The sequence below is a fragment of the Desulfobacula phenolica genome, assembly GCF_900105645.1.
In the GTDB taxonomy this organism is placed as follows: Bacteria; Desulfobacterota; Desulfobacteria; order Desulfobacterales; family Desulfobacteraceae; genus Desulfobacula; species Desulfobacula toluolica.
In genome coordinates this window covers 43,986-57,780 of sequence record NZ_FNLL01000008.1, presented here as the reverse complement: position 1 = coordinate 57,780, position 13,795 = coordinate 43,986, and the positions used below count along the sequence as shown (strand labels likewise).

Here is a 13,795-nt window from a genome sequence, read left to right as displayed (position 1 = left end):
ACGGAATTCTCGAACCGTGTGGTTTGTTTGGTCGGATATTGTTCAAATTTACAAGACAGACAGGTCTGTACAAATAATTGTTTAGCCCTTTAAAATAAAAATAAGACCATGCTTCAACCTAAAGTTTGCAATTTCAAGGAAAAATAATGGCTGGGAAAAAAGCAGTACCGAAAAACAATAAAGGCTTTGAAGAGTCCCTGTGGGATTCCGCAAACAGGCTGCGGGGCAGCGTCGAGTCTTCAGAATACAAGCACGTTGTGCTGAGTTTGATCTTCCTCAAGTTTGTTTCAGACAAATTTGAGGAGCGCCGGGCACAGCTGATTGCCGAGGGTAAAGAGCAATACGCCGATATGGTGGAGTTTTACACCATGAAGAATATTTTCTACCTGCCCGAGACTTCTCGCTGGAGCCATATCCAGCAACACGCCAAGCAGGGAGACATTGCCGTCAGGATCGACTCGGCCCTGACCGCGGTGGAAAAGAGCAATGCCTCGCTCAAGGGTGCCTTGCCGGACAACTATTTCTCCCGCCTGGGGCTGGATGGCAGCAAGCTTTCGGCCCTGATTGATGCCATCAACAACATCGACACGGTGGCGGACAAGGAAGAGGACGTGGTGGGCCGGGTGTATGAATATTTCCTCGGCAAGTTTGCCGCCTCCGAGGGCAAGCTGGGGGGCGAGTTCTATACGCCCAAGTGCGTGGTCAACCTGATCGCGGAAATGATCGAACCCTACAAGGGCAAGATCTACGACCCATGCTGCGGTTCGGGCGGCATGTTTGTGCAGTCGCTCAAGTTTGTGCAGAGCCACCACGGCAATACCAGGGACATATCGGTGTACGGGCAGGAGTTCACCGCCACCACCTACAAGCTGGCCAAGATGAACCTGGCGGTGCGCGGGCTTTCGGCCAATCTCGGTGAAGTCCCGGCTGATACCTTTTTTAAAGATCAGCACCCCGACTTGAAGGCCGATTACATCATGGCCAATCCGCCCTTTAACATGAAGGCGTGGCGGGCCGCTGACGAGCTGGTCAACGACTCGCGCTGGGACGGCTTTGAGACCCCGCCCACCGGCAATGCCAACTATGCCTGGATTCTTCATATGGTCTCCAAGCTCTCCGAACACGGTGTGGCCGGTTTTGTGCTGGCCAACGGTTCCATGTCCACCAACACCAAGGGTGAAGGCGCGATCCGCCAGAAACTGGTGGAAAACGATCTGGTGGACTGCATGATTGCGCTGCCCGGCCAGCTTTTTTTTACCACCCAGATTCCCGTCTGCCTCTGGTTCCTCACCAAGAATAAAAAGGCCGACAGCGAGCGCGGATACCGCAACCGTGAGGGCGAGACCCTCTTTATCGATGCCCGCAAGATCGGCTCGATGATCAACCGCACCCAAAAAGAACTTTTGCCTGAAGACATTGCGGCCATTTCCAAAACCTACCACACCTGGCGGGGTGAGCCTGACGGGCAGAATAAGGCAAAAGACGGCGTCTATGAAGACCAGGCTGGCTATTGCAAATCCGTTACCCTCAAATCTATGCGGAAGCACGACTATGTGCTCACACCCGGGCGTTACGTCGGTGCTGCGCCTCTCGAAGATGACGGTATCCCTTTTGAAACCAAGATGACTGAGATGAGCCGGACACTTTACGCACAGATGAAAGAGTCTGCAAAGCTTGATGAGGTGATTCGAAAGAATCTGGAGGGGTTGGGTTATGGGGAGTGAGCTTACACAGGACAGTGATTACCTGGAGTGGCTGAAAGAGCTTAAAAAAAAGGTTCGGCAATCTCAACTCAAAGCAGCCGTAGCGGTGAACACGGCATTACTGGAGTTTTACTGGGGGCTTGGGGCGGATATCGTTGAAAAACAGAAAGGTGCCAAGTGGGGTAGCGGGTTTCTTAAACGACTCAGTCAAGATTTGATGGCTGAATTTACAGATATGAAAGGGTTTTCCAAAAGAAATCTGGAACAGATCCGAAGATGGTATCTTTTTTACAATACGGATCTTGAATTTGCGAAGCAGCCTGCTACGCAATTGTTCAATATTCCATGGTGGCATCATGTGGTGATTGTAAGCAAATGCAAAACAACCCCAAAAGCCTTTTTTTACATAGAGAAAACCATCGAAAACAACTGGAGCCGGAGCGTTTTGACCCACCAGATTGAAAGCGGTCTTTATGAAAGACAGGGAAAAGCCATGACCAATTTCAGCAAGGCACTTCCGACGTCCCAATCTGATCTTGCCCAACAGATTATCAAAGATCCATACAATTTCGATTTTCTGACGCTGACAGAGAATTATAACGAACGGGAGCTTGAACAGAACCTGATACAGCATGTCACAAAGTTTCTGTTGGAGCTGGGAGCCGGTTTTGCCTATATGGGGAAACAGGTCCCGGTTCAGGTAGGCGAGCGGGACTTCTTCCTTGATCTTCTGTTTTACCACACAAGACTTCACTGCCATGTGGTCATTGAACTGAAAACAGTGGATTTTGAGCCGGAACATGCGGGGAAACTCAATTTTTACATCAAAGCGGTTGATGAAAAACTACGAAAAGACGAAGATAACCCTACCATAGGCATTTTGCTGTGCAAGAACAAGGATAGACTTGTGGTTGAATATGCCTTGAGTGACATCCATAAACCCATGGGCGTTTCAGAATATCAGTTGACACAGGCTTTGCCTGATAATCTGAAATCAAGCCTGCCTTCCATTCAAGAGATAGAGGCGGAATTAAGTGGAGATTCAGATCATGAATAGACGCTGCCACGTTATGTTAGACGGTATTCCCTTTGAGACCAAGATGACTGAGATGAGTCGGATGTTGTACAAGCATATGGAAGAATCGGCAAAGCTGGATGAGGTGATTCGGAAGAATTTGGAGGGGTTGGGTTATGGCGAGTGAATGGAAAGAAGTCCAGCTCCAAAATATTGTCTCTAAACTTGGCGATGGACTGCATGGGACCCCAAAATATTCCGAAGATGGCAATTACTATTTCATAAACGGAAACAACCTCGATGATGGTAACATCGTACTAAAGAAAGATACTAAACGAGTTTCATTTTCTGAGTACGAAAAGCACAAGAAGACCCTAAATAATAGAACTCTTCTTGTTTCAATCAATGGAACAATAGGCAACGTAGCCTACTACAATAATGAGCCTGTTATCCTCGGTAAAAGTGCCTGTTACTTCAATTTGAATGAAAATGTGAGCAGGTGCTTTGTTCGTTACGTTCTCTCAAGCTCGGCCTTTCGGCAATATCTTGAATCATACTCGACGGGAACCACGATTAAGAACGTTTCTCTTAAGATGATGAGGAAGTTTAGTTTCACCCTCCCGCCACTCCCCGAGCAAAAAGCCATCGCTCACATCCTGGGATCATTGGATGACAAGATTGAGTTGAATCGGCGGATGAACGCGACCCTGGAAGGGATGGCGCAGGCGCTCTTCAAAAGCTGGTTTGTGGACTTTGACCCGGTGATCGACAATGCCCTTTCCGCCGGGAATCCGATCCCTGAAGAACTCTCCGAGCATGCGGATGTCCGCCGCAAAGCCCTTGCCGATGGCACCGCCAATCGTGAAGCCGCCAAGCAATTCCCCGCCGCCTTTCAACTCACCGAAGAAATGGGCTGGATTCCAGAGGGGTGGGCAGCTATGACCTTAAACCAAGCCATTCAAATCAATCCTTCAGTTAAACTAAGCAAAGGAACCGTTGCACCCTTTGCAGACATGAAGGCTCTGCCAACGGACGGCTATTCCATTAAAGGTGTTATTAAAAAGGCATATTCTGGTGGTGCAAAATTTCATAACGACGATGTGCTTTTAGCAAGAATCACCCCGTGCTTAGAGAATGGTAAAACAGGAATAGTTGATTTTCTTCCAAGCCCAAGTAGTGTTGGGTTCGGTTCTACTGAATTTATTGTTCTAAGAGGGAAAGGAGACCTGAGTCTTCCCTATGTTGCATGTCTATCCCGGGAAGAAAATTTCCGCCTTCATTGTATACAAAGCATGGTTGGGTCATCAGGAAGACAGCGAGTTCAAAACGCATGCTTCGATAGTTTTTATGTAGCATGCACTACTGATCTTGTCGTGCTGAAGAAATTCTCAGAAATAACACAACCCATGTTCCAAAAAGTCACTGAACAATCAAAGGAGAGCCATACCCTTACCAGACTCCGTGACACCCTCCTCCCAAAATTGATTTCTGGAGAGTTGCGCATCCCCGAAGCTAAAAAATTAACCGAGGAGGTGCTGGCATGACACAACTCAGCACAACGCCTGCATACACCCGTTGGCTACAGGAAATTAAGGAAAAAATCAAACGAACGCAGGTTCGTGCTGCTCTTGCGGCCAGTCGGGAATTGATTTTGTTTTATTGGGATCTGGGAAAATCCATCTCCGGAAAGCTTCAGGGAAATATCTGGGGAAACAAGGTAATTGATCAGTTATCAAAGGACTTGTCATCGGAATTTCCCGGTGTTCAGGGTTTTTCGCGTACAAACCTCTATTACACCAGGAAATTTTATGATTATTTTTCCACATTTTCAGACGCAAAAGTAATTGTCCCCCGAAAGGAGGGACAATTGGAAAATGAAACAGTGCCTCAAACCGGGGCACAAAAAATTCCTCCAGTTATACACCTGATCTGTGGGCATTTACCATGGAGTCATATCAAAATTATCCTGGATAAACTTAAAGATCATCAAGAAACCCTCTTCTACATCCACGAAACCATTGAAAACGGTTGGAGTCGGGATGTTCTGGCATTGCAGATCAAGTCAAATCTTTACTCCCGGCAGGGTAAGGCAATTACCAATTTTAAAACAACTCTGCCGGAACCACAGTCGGATCTGGCCCGGCAAACCATCAAAGACCCGTACAGCTTTGACTTTCTTGCCTTTACAAAACCTTATAATGAACGGGATATTGAAAACCAGCTGATCACCCACATCACAAAATTTTTGCTGGAATTGGGAAAAGGATTTGCTTTTGTGGGGCGGCAGTATCACCTGGAAGTTGGAGACAGTGACTACTATCTGGATCTGCTGTTTTACCATATAAAATTAAAATGTTATGTCGTTGTTGAATTAAAAAACACAAAATTCATTCCTGAATATGCCGGCAAGCTCAATTTTTATCTTTCAGCAGTGGACAGTTTGCTCAAATCAGAAACAGATCAGCCAACAATCGGGATACTTCTTTGTCGGGACAAGAACAGCATTGAAACGGAATTTGCATTGAGGGATATCAACAAACCCATGGGTGTCAGTGAGTTTACCCTGACTGAAAATCTGCCGGAAAATCTGAAAGGCAGCTTGCCTACTATTGAAGAAATTGAAGCTGATTTCGAACGTCTGGAAGAAAAGGGGCAATAGCATGAAATTTACCGAAGCCCAACTGGAAGCGGCCATCATAGAACTCCTTAAAGCGGAAGGTTATCCCCATGTGCCGGGTGGTGCAATTGATCGTCAGCCCCAGGAGGTGTTGATCAAGGCCGATCTGCGGGCGTTTCTGGCCAGGCAGTATGCGGCGGACGGCATCACGACGCTTGAAATCGAGTCGGTGATTCGGCAATTGGAAATCTACTCGGCGGCGGATCTCTACGAGAGCAACAAGGCGATCATGAAGCTGGTTTCGGACGGATTTTTGCTCAAGCGCGAAGACCGGGACCAAAAAGACCTCTATGTGCAGTTGATCGATTATTCGGAACTGGCCGCGTTTCGGGAACCAAAGGCGGGCGAAGTGCCGCTGATTGTGGCGGAGGAGGTGGCGGTTTACCAGACCGGTGGCAACATCTTCAAGATGGTGAATCAGATGGAGATCATTGGTTATGAAAAGCGGATACCGGATGGGATTCTCTACATCAATGGGCTGCCGCTGGTGGTGTTTGAATTCAAGAGCGCCATCCGTGAGGAGACGACCATTCATGATGCCTTTGTCCAGCTGACGGTGCGTTACAAAAGCGATATCCCGGAGCTGTTTAAATACAATGCGTTTTGCGTGATCAGTGACGGGGTGAACAACAAGGCAGGATCTTTTTTTGCAGGCTATGAATTTTTCTACGCCTGGCGCAAGACCGACGGCAACGATCTGATCGAAAAAGACGGGATCGACTCGCTCTATTCCATGATCAGGGGTTTGTTTCATCCAACCCGGCTGTGTGATGTGATCCGCAACTTTATCTATCTGCCCGACACTTCCCGGCAGGAGAAGAAAATTCTTTGCCGGTATCCGCAATACTACGCGGCAACAAAGCTGTATCGAAACATTTTGCAACACATGCGGCCTGAAGGCGACGGCAAGGGCGGCACTTATTTTGGGGCAACGGGTTGCGGAAAGAGCTTTACCATGTTGTTTCTGACGCGGTTGCTGATGAAGAGCGTGGCGCTGTCGAGTCCGACCATTGTGTTGATCACGGACCGCACGGATCTGGATGACCAGCTCTCGGGCCTCTTTACCGATGGCAAGGGCTACATCGGGGATGAGTCGGTAATCAGTGTGGAGAGCCGGACACAGCTGCGGGAGTTGTTGAAGGGGCGTAACAGCGGCGGGGTTTTTCTGACCACGATTCATAAGTTTACCCAGGACACGGAGCTTTTGACAAAGCGCAACAACGTGATTTGCATCTCGGATGAAGCCCACCGTAGTCAGGTGAACCTGGACCAGAAAGTAAAAATCACAAAAGAGGGTGTAGTGCGGACATTCGGTTTTGCCAAGTATCTGCACGACTCACTGCCGAACGCGACCTATGTGGGCTTCACCGGCACACCCATTGATGCGACCCTGGATGTCTTCGGCGAGGTGGTGGACGCCTACACCATGACGGAATCGGTGGCCGATGAGATCACGGTGCGCATTGTTTACGAAGGCCGGGCAGCAAGGGTGCTGCTCGACAACGGCAAACTTGCCCAGATTGAAGACTACTATGCCCAATGCGCGGATAACGGGGCCAACGACTACGCGATCGAGAGCAGCAAACGGGCCAACCTGCAAATGACCGCCATTTTAGGAGATCCTGACCGCCTGAAGGCTTTGGCCGCAGATTTTGTCGACCATTATGAGGCACGCATCAACGAAGGTGCCACAATCGCAGGTAAAGCCATGTTCGTCAGCAGCAGCCGTCCAATCGCCTATGATTTTTACAAAGAAGTGATTGCTCTGCGTCCCGAATGGGCACAAGTAAAGATATGCGCTGATGGTGAGAAACTAACCGAACAGGAAAAAAAGCAGATCATGCCCATGGAACGGATCAAGCTGGTGATGACCCGTGGCCAGGATGATGAACCTGCTTTATACGACATGCTGGGAACCAAAGAATACCGGGAAAAATTAGCCAAACAGTTCAAAACACCTGAATCCAATTTTAAAATCGCCGTTGTGGTGGATATGTGGCTCACCGGCTTTGATGTGCCCTTCCTCGACAGCATGTATATTGACAAGCCGGTCAAACGGCACAACCTGATCCAGACCATTTCCCGTGTGAACCGGAAGTGCCTGCAAAAAGAAAAAGGGCTGATCATCGATTATATCGGTATCAAGAAGCAGATGAACCTGGCCCTGGCTCATTACGCCAAAGCAGACACCGCAAATTTTGAGGATGTGAAGCAATCCATTGTGGTGGTCAGGGACCATCTGGACTTGATGCGTGCGATCTTTCACAAGTTTGATTCCACCCTGTATTTTTTTGGTCAGCCCATGGAGCAGCTGCACTGCCTCAACATGGCTGCGGAATATGTCCAGATTACCGGTGATCTTGAGAAGCGCTTCATGTTTCTGGCCAAACGAATGAAAGCCGCCTATGACATCTGTGTCGGGTGTGATGAGTTTGTGCAGGAAGAGCGGGATCATGTCCATTTCTACCTGGCGGTTCGATCCATAATATTCAAACTCACCAGAGGCGATGCTCCGGATCTTGCTCAAATGAATGCCAGGGTGCAGCAAATGATTGCCAAGGCCTTGCAAAGTGACGGGGTCGAAGAGATCTTAAAGATTGGGCAGGGGGATATTGCCGAGGTGGATATTTTCGACCCGGATTACATGGCGAAAATCGAAAAGATCAAGCTGCCGAACACCCGGATCAAACTGCTCCAGCAGTTACTGGCCAAGGCGATTGAAGCTTTCAAGAAGGTCAACAAGCTCAAGGGCGTCGATTTTTCCAAACAGTTCAAAGCCCTGGTGGACAAATACAATGACCGCAGCGAGCAGGACACACTTGAGAGCAAGGTGCTGGAAGATTTTACCGATGAGATTATCGACCTGTACCATGCCATAAAAAAGGAAAAAGAATCTTTTGCCGAACTGGGCATTGATTTCAAAGAAAAAAGCTTCTACGACATCCTTAAAACCCTCACTATCAAATACGATTTTCAATACCCTGAAAACAAGCTCCTTGATCTTGCAAAAAAAGTGAAAGTCATAGTTGACGACAAGGCCAGATACACCGACTGGAGCCAACGAGTAGACATCAAGGCTGAACTCAAAGCAGACCTTATCATTTTGCTGGCCGAATCCGGCTATCCGCCAGTGGATCGGGATGAGGTGTACAAAAAAATCTTTGAACAGGCTGAGAATTTCAAGAAATATCAAGTTTAATGACGCTCCATCCCGTTTTTTGCCCGACAGAAAAGGGTTTCGATTCTTTCGGATCTGAGTCAATAGAAAATCAGTATGGGAATATCCAGGACATTGTGCCCCCTATGTATCAGGATTGTTCGATTTTGAATGACAACGGTCCAATAACTTGTTATCTTTGTTGGCTATTTGGCCGGCAAAACCATGATGTGCCGGTTGAACTTGAGGTATGGAAAATAAAAATTAACCTAATTGTAATGGATGAGAAAAATGTTGACTGTATGTAAAAAAATTACCCCTGTATTTGTTGTGTTGCTCGCACTTTTTTTGATGGATGCCGGCTGGATTGCAGATACGGCAGATGCCCGTTCCAGGGCAGGCGGCACGTCGTTTAGATCCGCCCCCAGAACTTCGCCTGTTCAGAAGGCTGCACCGGCTCAGCCGAAGAAAAGCGGTGGATTTGCCAGCGGACTTGTTGGCGGTCTCCTGGGCGGTGCCATTGGCGGACTGCTTTTTGGTTCCATGTTTGGAGGCGGTGGCCAAGGCATGGGACTTTTGCCGATCCTGTTGTTTGCAGGTGTGGGATTTTTTCTGTTTCGACGATTTGCCAAATCCAGACAGAAGGCAGCACATGAACAATTCAACGGTTTTTCCGCTGCCGGGCAGAGTGGGCCTTCCGGCCAGACAATGACAGGGCAGGGGGCAGCCCAGACCGTGGAAGAAGGTCTTAACGAGATCAGTCAGACAGATGAAAATTTTAACGCCTCGGAGTTTCTGTCGATTGCCTCGGACGTGTTCTTTCAGGTGCAGGCAGGCTGGATGCGCCGGGACCTGGATTCTTATCGGGATCTGCTGGGCTCCCAACTTGCCTCGGAGTACGAGGTGCAGTTTGCACAAATGCGTGAAAAAGGCATTATCAACAAGCTGGAAAATATTGCCATCAGGACGGTAGACATAGTTGATGCAGGCAACAACGGAACTAAAGATTTTGTAACCGTACTTTTTCTTGCAAATCTGCTCGATTACACCGTGGATGAGTCAACAGGGGACATAGTGGATGGCAGTATGACCCAGCCTGTAAAATTCCAAGAGGAATGGACCTGGGCAAGGCCTGTGGGGACCAACGCCTGGAAACTGGAAGGCATCAAGATTGTGGATGAATAGGCAACTGCTGCTGTCCAGTTGATCTGCCGGTCTCTGAGCATATTTTCAAGACCGGTATCAAAAAATATGGAAACCATGCCAATATTCCGCTTGTGGGCCGCAAACTGGTAATCCTTTGATCGCCTATGAAGATATCTCCCTTGTCAATGGGGGGGTGAAGCCAGGCAGCATAAAGCTGCCTCGGTTTTGACTGCATCTTCTTTGGCACAGACCATATTGGCATTCTGGACATAGGCCCCCTGACAGGATAGGGCCTTGACTCAAAACAAAATGAAATTTGAAATGTAAGATCATTTAAAACGTGCAAAATATTACTTGAAAAAATAGTGTATAGGTTTATTGTTTGATTCCTGTTTGGTATGCAATTGCTTGAAAATTCAGTAAAAGATCTTTCTGGAAAAGCTTTTCGACGAATTATCCGTGATTATACCAACACCCGGCTAAAAGCCATTGCAAACGGAACACTTGTCACGGCTTTATTACAGAGTAGTTCTGCTGTGTCACTTATGGTACTTGCTTTTGTGGGTGCAGGTATAATGAGTATGGAAAATGCCATCGGAGTGATCCTCGGTTCCAATATCGGTACAACACTTACAGCATGGATTGTAGCCACCCTGGGATTTAAAATCAAAATAGAAACATTTGCTCTTCCGTTTATTGGTACGGGTGCGGCCGGATTAATTTTGTTCAAACCTGGAACCCGTTTTTATCATATTAACCGGCTGTTGATTGGTTTTGGATTTTTGTTCCTTGGTCTGGATTATATGAAAACCAGTGTGGAGAGTTTTTCACAAAATTTTAATCCAGGTCAATTTCAGAACCTGGCCCTGTGGATGTGCCTGCTTATCGGAACTGTAATTACAGCGCTTATGCAGGCAAGTGCTGCAACCATAGCCATTACACTTGCCGCTTTAAACAGCCAGTTGATGACATTTGAAATGGCAGCAGCCATGGTTATCGGTGCCAATATCGGCACAACCGCCACTGTTCTTCTTGGTGCTATCGGCGGGTCACCTCCTAAAAAACGAGTGGCTGGCAGCCATCTGGCTTTCAACCTTGTGACCGGTATCACTGCTTTTGCCGCACTGCCTGTAATGGTTATGATAGTGAAAATATTTATTGATGTCACAGTCAATGGCCCTGTGGGCCTGGCATTGTTTCATACCATTTTCAACATCACTGGGGTGGTTATATTTTTGCCGATTGTCAAAGTTATGACTAATTTTCTTGTTAAATTATTTCCCGAGAGAAAGACCCAGTTGTGTGTTCATATCACAGATACTCCGGCAGAAGAGATTGAAGCAGCTGTTGTAGCATTGAAAAATGAAATTATTCATTTGCTGCAGGAATGCCAGTTATATACTTTAAGATCCCTTCATATTGATAAAACACTTGTTTTTGAGGAGCCGCTGCCTTTTGAAAAGGGCAAAAAATTTCAAGGGTATTCGACCGGATTTTGATGAATTTGAATCATCTGATTCAGCATTTTTAAACCGCCAGTATGACCGATTTAGAAAGCGACTGATCACCTTGTATCATGAGATCAATGAGGCGCTTTTAGTAAATGATGAGCAATTACAGTATGCCACGATTATTAAGGCATTTGCCCATGTGGAACAGGCGGATAAATTATTTATTCAGCAAATTGTCCAGACTTCATCGGATAATAAAGAGGAAAATCTTGACCTGTCCACCCTGTTTCTTGTAAATCGCCTTTTTACTCAGGCATGCAGAATGTTCATCTTCAGCATGAAAGATGTGCTTCTTACACAAGAAAAAACCATTGCTTTTGACAAAGCGGTAGAACCCTGATGCCAAGCCGGGGGCCAGGATATCATCCGGGCTGAGCTGGGTGCTGAATTTGGCTTCATGACCTTGGAATAAGCCGGTATTACACCGGTCAATTAGAAAGAGAAATAGTGCCGGGTTCATGATATGTCCGGAAATATGCGCTATGAACCCGGCACTTTTTTGTTACCTGCTTGCCATACTTGCCATGGCATTCATGGCAGCAGTCAGGCAGCTGTTTTCCGTTGGAACCACCGCCAGCTGAGGATGGGTGGCGTACTGGTGGCAGAGAAATTCCTCTATGGTGATTTTTTTCTGGATGGCAAGGGAAATCAGGTCAATGTGCGGGGCCACGCCCTTGCCTTTTTTTATGACGCTTCCCCCGATCAGGACACGGCTGGTGCGGTCAAAGATCAATTTGGTTCGAAACGCAGCGGCCCCATCAATCATGGGGTATCTGTCGAGGGTTTCGGAAAGCCCCACAATCACATCAAGTCCAGCTTTCCGGGCTCCTTCCTCGGTGAGGCCTGCCGATCCGAAACTGGTATCGTAGATTGACGAGACATTGGCGTTGATGATTCCCATAAAGGAAGTTTCCATCCCGGCGAGATTCTGCCCAGCCACCTTGCCCATGAAGACCGCGTTGGTTCCAAAGTCTCCCCGTGTGGGTTTGCCAGTGCCAAAAGCATGCTTTTGCGCGCAGTCACCAGCGGCAAAAATATACTTGTCGCTGGTTCGAAGGGCGGTATCTGTTATTATTCCCAAGGGGGAGGTTTCGATACCTGCCTGCTGAGCAAGTTCCATATTGGGCACAACCCCGGCAGAAATGACCACAAAGTCGGCTTCAATCAACGTTCCGTCGTCAAGTCTGGCAGTTACCATCTTCTGTGTATCATGTTCGAATGCCGTTACCTTACGTCCGGTCATCACCCGGATGCCTTTGCGGTCAAGTATCTGTTCCACGTCATCGATAAACTCCGGCTCAGTGGTACCCAGGAGGATTCTTTTCTGCATCTCCACAAGGGAAACGGTCAGTCCCAGCTGCTGAAGTTCTGTGGCCAGTTCTACTCCCACATACCCCCCGCCCACAATCAATACTTTGCGGCTGGACCGGACTGAAGCACGGAGGCGCTCCAAATCGCCAAGAGAGCGTACCACCAGGATCTTTTCCGATTCAATGCCGGGCAACTGGGGAAGCAGGGGACGAGAACCGGTTGCCAGCAGCAGCTGTTTGTAGCCGTATATTTCATCTGTTTGGAGCATCACCTCTTTTTTTTCTTTGTCGATTTCTTTTACCCGTCCAATGACAAGATCAGCTCCAGTACTGGTGATGCTGCTATTGGGGACCACATAGTTTTCAATTTCTTTTTCTCCGCCAATCCCGTAAGGGATGGAGCATCGATTGACAAGCACCTCTTCATCCTTGATCAGGGTGAGCGAAAGGTTTGAATTCAGGGCATGGATGGTATTAATAGCGACGATACCAGCGGCACCGCCTCCAATAATAATAATGTCACTTTTTTTCATGATTTTCTCCTTGGGTTGTTGAGTTTCAAAACGAATGTTCGTTCTATTTTGTTTCATAAAAATGGAAAAAAATTCTTATGTTACCGATCATTCCCGGTCTTATCTTAAATGAAAAATTGGCAAAGCATAACGTTCTAAGGGGCGACGCTTTTCCAGCAGCATTCCCAGATTTCATCAAGATAGAAGGTTACCGGTTTTTCCAGTACACCGTCCAGCCTGAGATAGATCAATCGTATGGCACCGCCCATAAGAGATGCGCTTGCCACAGTGAGATCCATTTGTCTCACCTCACCCTTTTCTATTCCTTCCCGAACCATCTCCCTGATGGTTGCAAAAGGGCGGGAAGAGCAGATGGGAATTTCATCAGGCATAAACTCCCGGTGACGGGCATACAGGATATACTGCATCACGTTCGGTGAGGTCTCTGTCAGTTCAAACAGGTGAGCGCATACGGCCTTCAAGCGGTTTTCAGTAGTTTCCTCGGAGGCCATAATCTCTGTCATGGCCTGGCCCATCTGTCCCACCAGATCATCGTACAGTGCCTTGGCAATGGCCTCCTTGTTTTTGAAGTGGTGATAGATGGAGCCGATGCTGACCCCGGCCTGCTTCTGGATATTGTGTACTGATGTGGAAAAATAGCCACGGATAGAAAAAAGGTCCAGTGCCGTATCCAGGATCAGGGAGCGAATATCTTTGTTTTGGCGGGTTCTTTTTTCTTTTTTCGATTCCATGGGATCTCCTTT

Annotated in this window: 10 protein-coding genes; 8 read left to right on the top strand and 2 right to left on the bottom strand. The window is 47.6% G+C overall.

Going from position 1 to position 13,795, the window contains the following annotated elements; genetic code table 11:
- The first annotated feature begins 146 nt into the window (after window positions 1-146).
- The 8 genes from BLT94_RS13870 to BLT94_RS22370 all read left to right on the top strand — a co-directional run bounded on the left by BLT94_RS13870 (window position 147) and on the right by BLT94_RS22370 (window position 11,549).
- Window positions 147-1,724 carry a type I restriction-modification system subunit M gene (locus BLT94_RS13870; RefSeq protein WP_092235264.1) on the top strand — a complete coding sequence of 526 codons (1,578 nt, stop codon included), beginning with the start codon at window positions 147-149 and terminating at the stop codon, window positions 1,722-1,724.
- Complete coding sequence (locus BLT94_RS13865) at window positions 1,714-2,760, top strand: PDDEXK nuclease domain-containing protein (protein WP_092235261.1); 1,047 nt, start codon at window positions 1,714-1,716, stop codon at window positions 2,758-2,760. Before BLT94_RS13870 ends, BLT94_RS13865 begins: the two co-directional genes overlap by 11 nt.
- Window positions 2,761-2,894: 134 nt before the next feature.
- Window positions 2,895-4,262 carry a restriction endonuclease subunit S gene (locus BLT94_RS13860; RefSeq protein WP_092235258.1) on the top strand — a complete coding sequence of 456 codons (1,368 nt, stop codon included), beginning with the start codon at window positions 2,895-2,897 and terminating at the stop codon, window positions 4,260-4,262.
- Window positions 4,259-5,377 (top strand): PDDEXK nuclease domain-containing protein, encoded by a 1,119-nt coding sequence (locus tag BLT94_RS13855; protein ID WP_092235255.1) that lies wholly within the window; start codon window positions 4,259-4,261, stop codon window positions 5,375-5,377. The genes BLT94_RS13860 and BLT94_RS13855 overlap by 4 nt, the downstream gene beginning before the upstream one ends.
- Window position 5,378: 1 nt before the next feature.
- Window positions 5,379-8,594, top strand: coding sequence for a type I restriction endonuclease subunit R (locus BLT94_RS13850; RefSeq protein WP_092235254.1), 3,216 nt, complete (start codon window positions 5,379-5,381; stop codon window positions 8,592-8,594).
- 249 nt (window positions 8,595-8,843) lie between these two features.
- Complete coding sequence (locus tag BLT94_RS13840; protein WP_245743130.1) at window positions 8,844-9,737, top strand: Tim44 domain-containing protein; 894 nt, start codon at window positions 8,844-8,846, stop codon at window positions 9,735-9,737.
- A 365-nt stretch (window positions 9,738-10,102) separates the two neighbouring features.
- Window positions 10,103-11,197, top strand: a complete 1,095-nt coding sequence (locus tag BLT94_RS13830; RefSeq protein ID WP_245743129.1) for a Na/Pi cotransporter family protein — start codon at window positions 10,103-10,105, stop codon at window positions 11,195-11,197.
- Window positions 11,154-11,549 carry a hypothetical protein gene (locus BLT94_RS22370; RefSeq protein ID WP_245743128.1) on the top strand — a complete coding sequence of 132 codons (396 nt, stop codon included), beginning with the start codon at window positions 11,154-11,156 and terminating at the stop codon, window positions 11,547-11,549. The genes BLT94_RS13830 and BLT94_RS22370 overlap by 44 nt, the downstream gene beginning before the upstream one ends.
- Window positions 11,550-11,711: 162 nt before the next feature.
- Here BLT94_RS22370 and BLT94_RS13825 read toward each other — a convergent pair whose 3' ends face one another.
- Window positions 11,712-13,052 carry an FAD-dependent oxidoreductase gene (locus BLT94_RS13825; RefSeq protein WP_092235246.1) on the bottom strand — a complete coding sequence of 447 codons (1,341 nt, stop codon included), beginning with the start codon at window positions 13,050-13,052 and terminating at the stop codon, window positions 11,712-11,714.
- Window positions 13,053-13,186: 134 nt separating this feature from the next.
- The gene (locus BLT94_RS13820) at window positions 13,187-13,783 is read right to left on the bottom strand and encodes a TetR/AcrR family transcriptional regulator (protein ID WP_245743127.1); all 597 of its coding nucleotides are present in this window, start codon (window positions 13,781-13,783) and stop codon (window positions 13,187-13,189) included.
- Window positions 13,784-13,795 lie beyond the last annotated feature (12 nt).

What these genes read in the sequence shown, in the direction of transcription:
- BLT94_RS13855 (WP_092235255.1), top strand. Translation starts at nt 4,259, where the DNA reads ATGACACAACTCAGCACAACGCCTGCATACACCCGTTGGCTACAGGAA.
- BLT94_RS13825 (WP_092235246.1), bottom strand. Translation starts at nt 13,052, where the DNA reads ATGAAAAAAAGTGACATTATTATTATTGGAGGCGGTGCCGCTGGTATC.
- BLT94_RS13860 (WP_092235258.1), top strand. Translation starts at nt 2,895, where the DNA reads ATGGCGAGTGAATGGAAAGAAGTCCAGCTCCAAAATATTGTCTCTAAA.
- BLT94_RS13865 (WP_092235261.1), top strand. Translation starts at nt 1,714, where the DNA reads ATGGGGAGTGAGCTTACACAGGACAGTGATTACCTGGAGTGGCTGAAA.
- BLT94_RS13850 (WP_092235254.1), top strand. Translation starts at nt 5,379, where the DNA reads ATGAAATTTACCGAAGCCCAACTGGAAGCGGCCATCATAGAACTCCTT.
- BLT94_RS13840 (WP_245743130.1), top strand. Translation starts at nt 8,844, where the DNA reads ATGTTGACTGTATGTAAAAAAATTACCCCTGTATTTGTTGTGTTGCTC.
- BLT94_RS13820 (WP_245743127.1), bottom strand. Translation starts at nt 13,783, where the DNA reads ATGGAATCGAAAAAAGAAAAAAGAACCCGCCAAAACAAAGATATTCGC.
- BLT94_RS13870 (WP_092235264.1), top strand. Translation starts at nt 147, where the DNA reads ATGGCTGGGAAAAAAGCAGTACCGAAAAACAATAAAGGCTTTGAAGAG.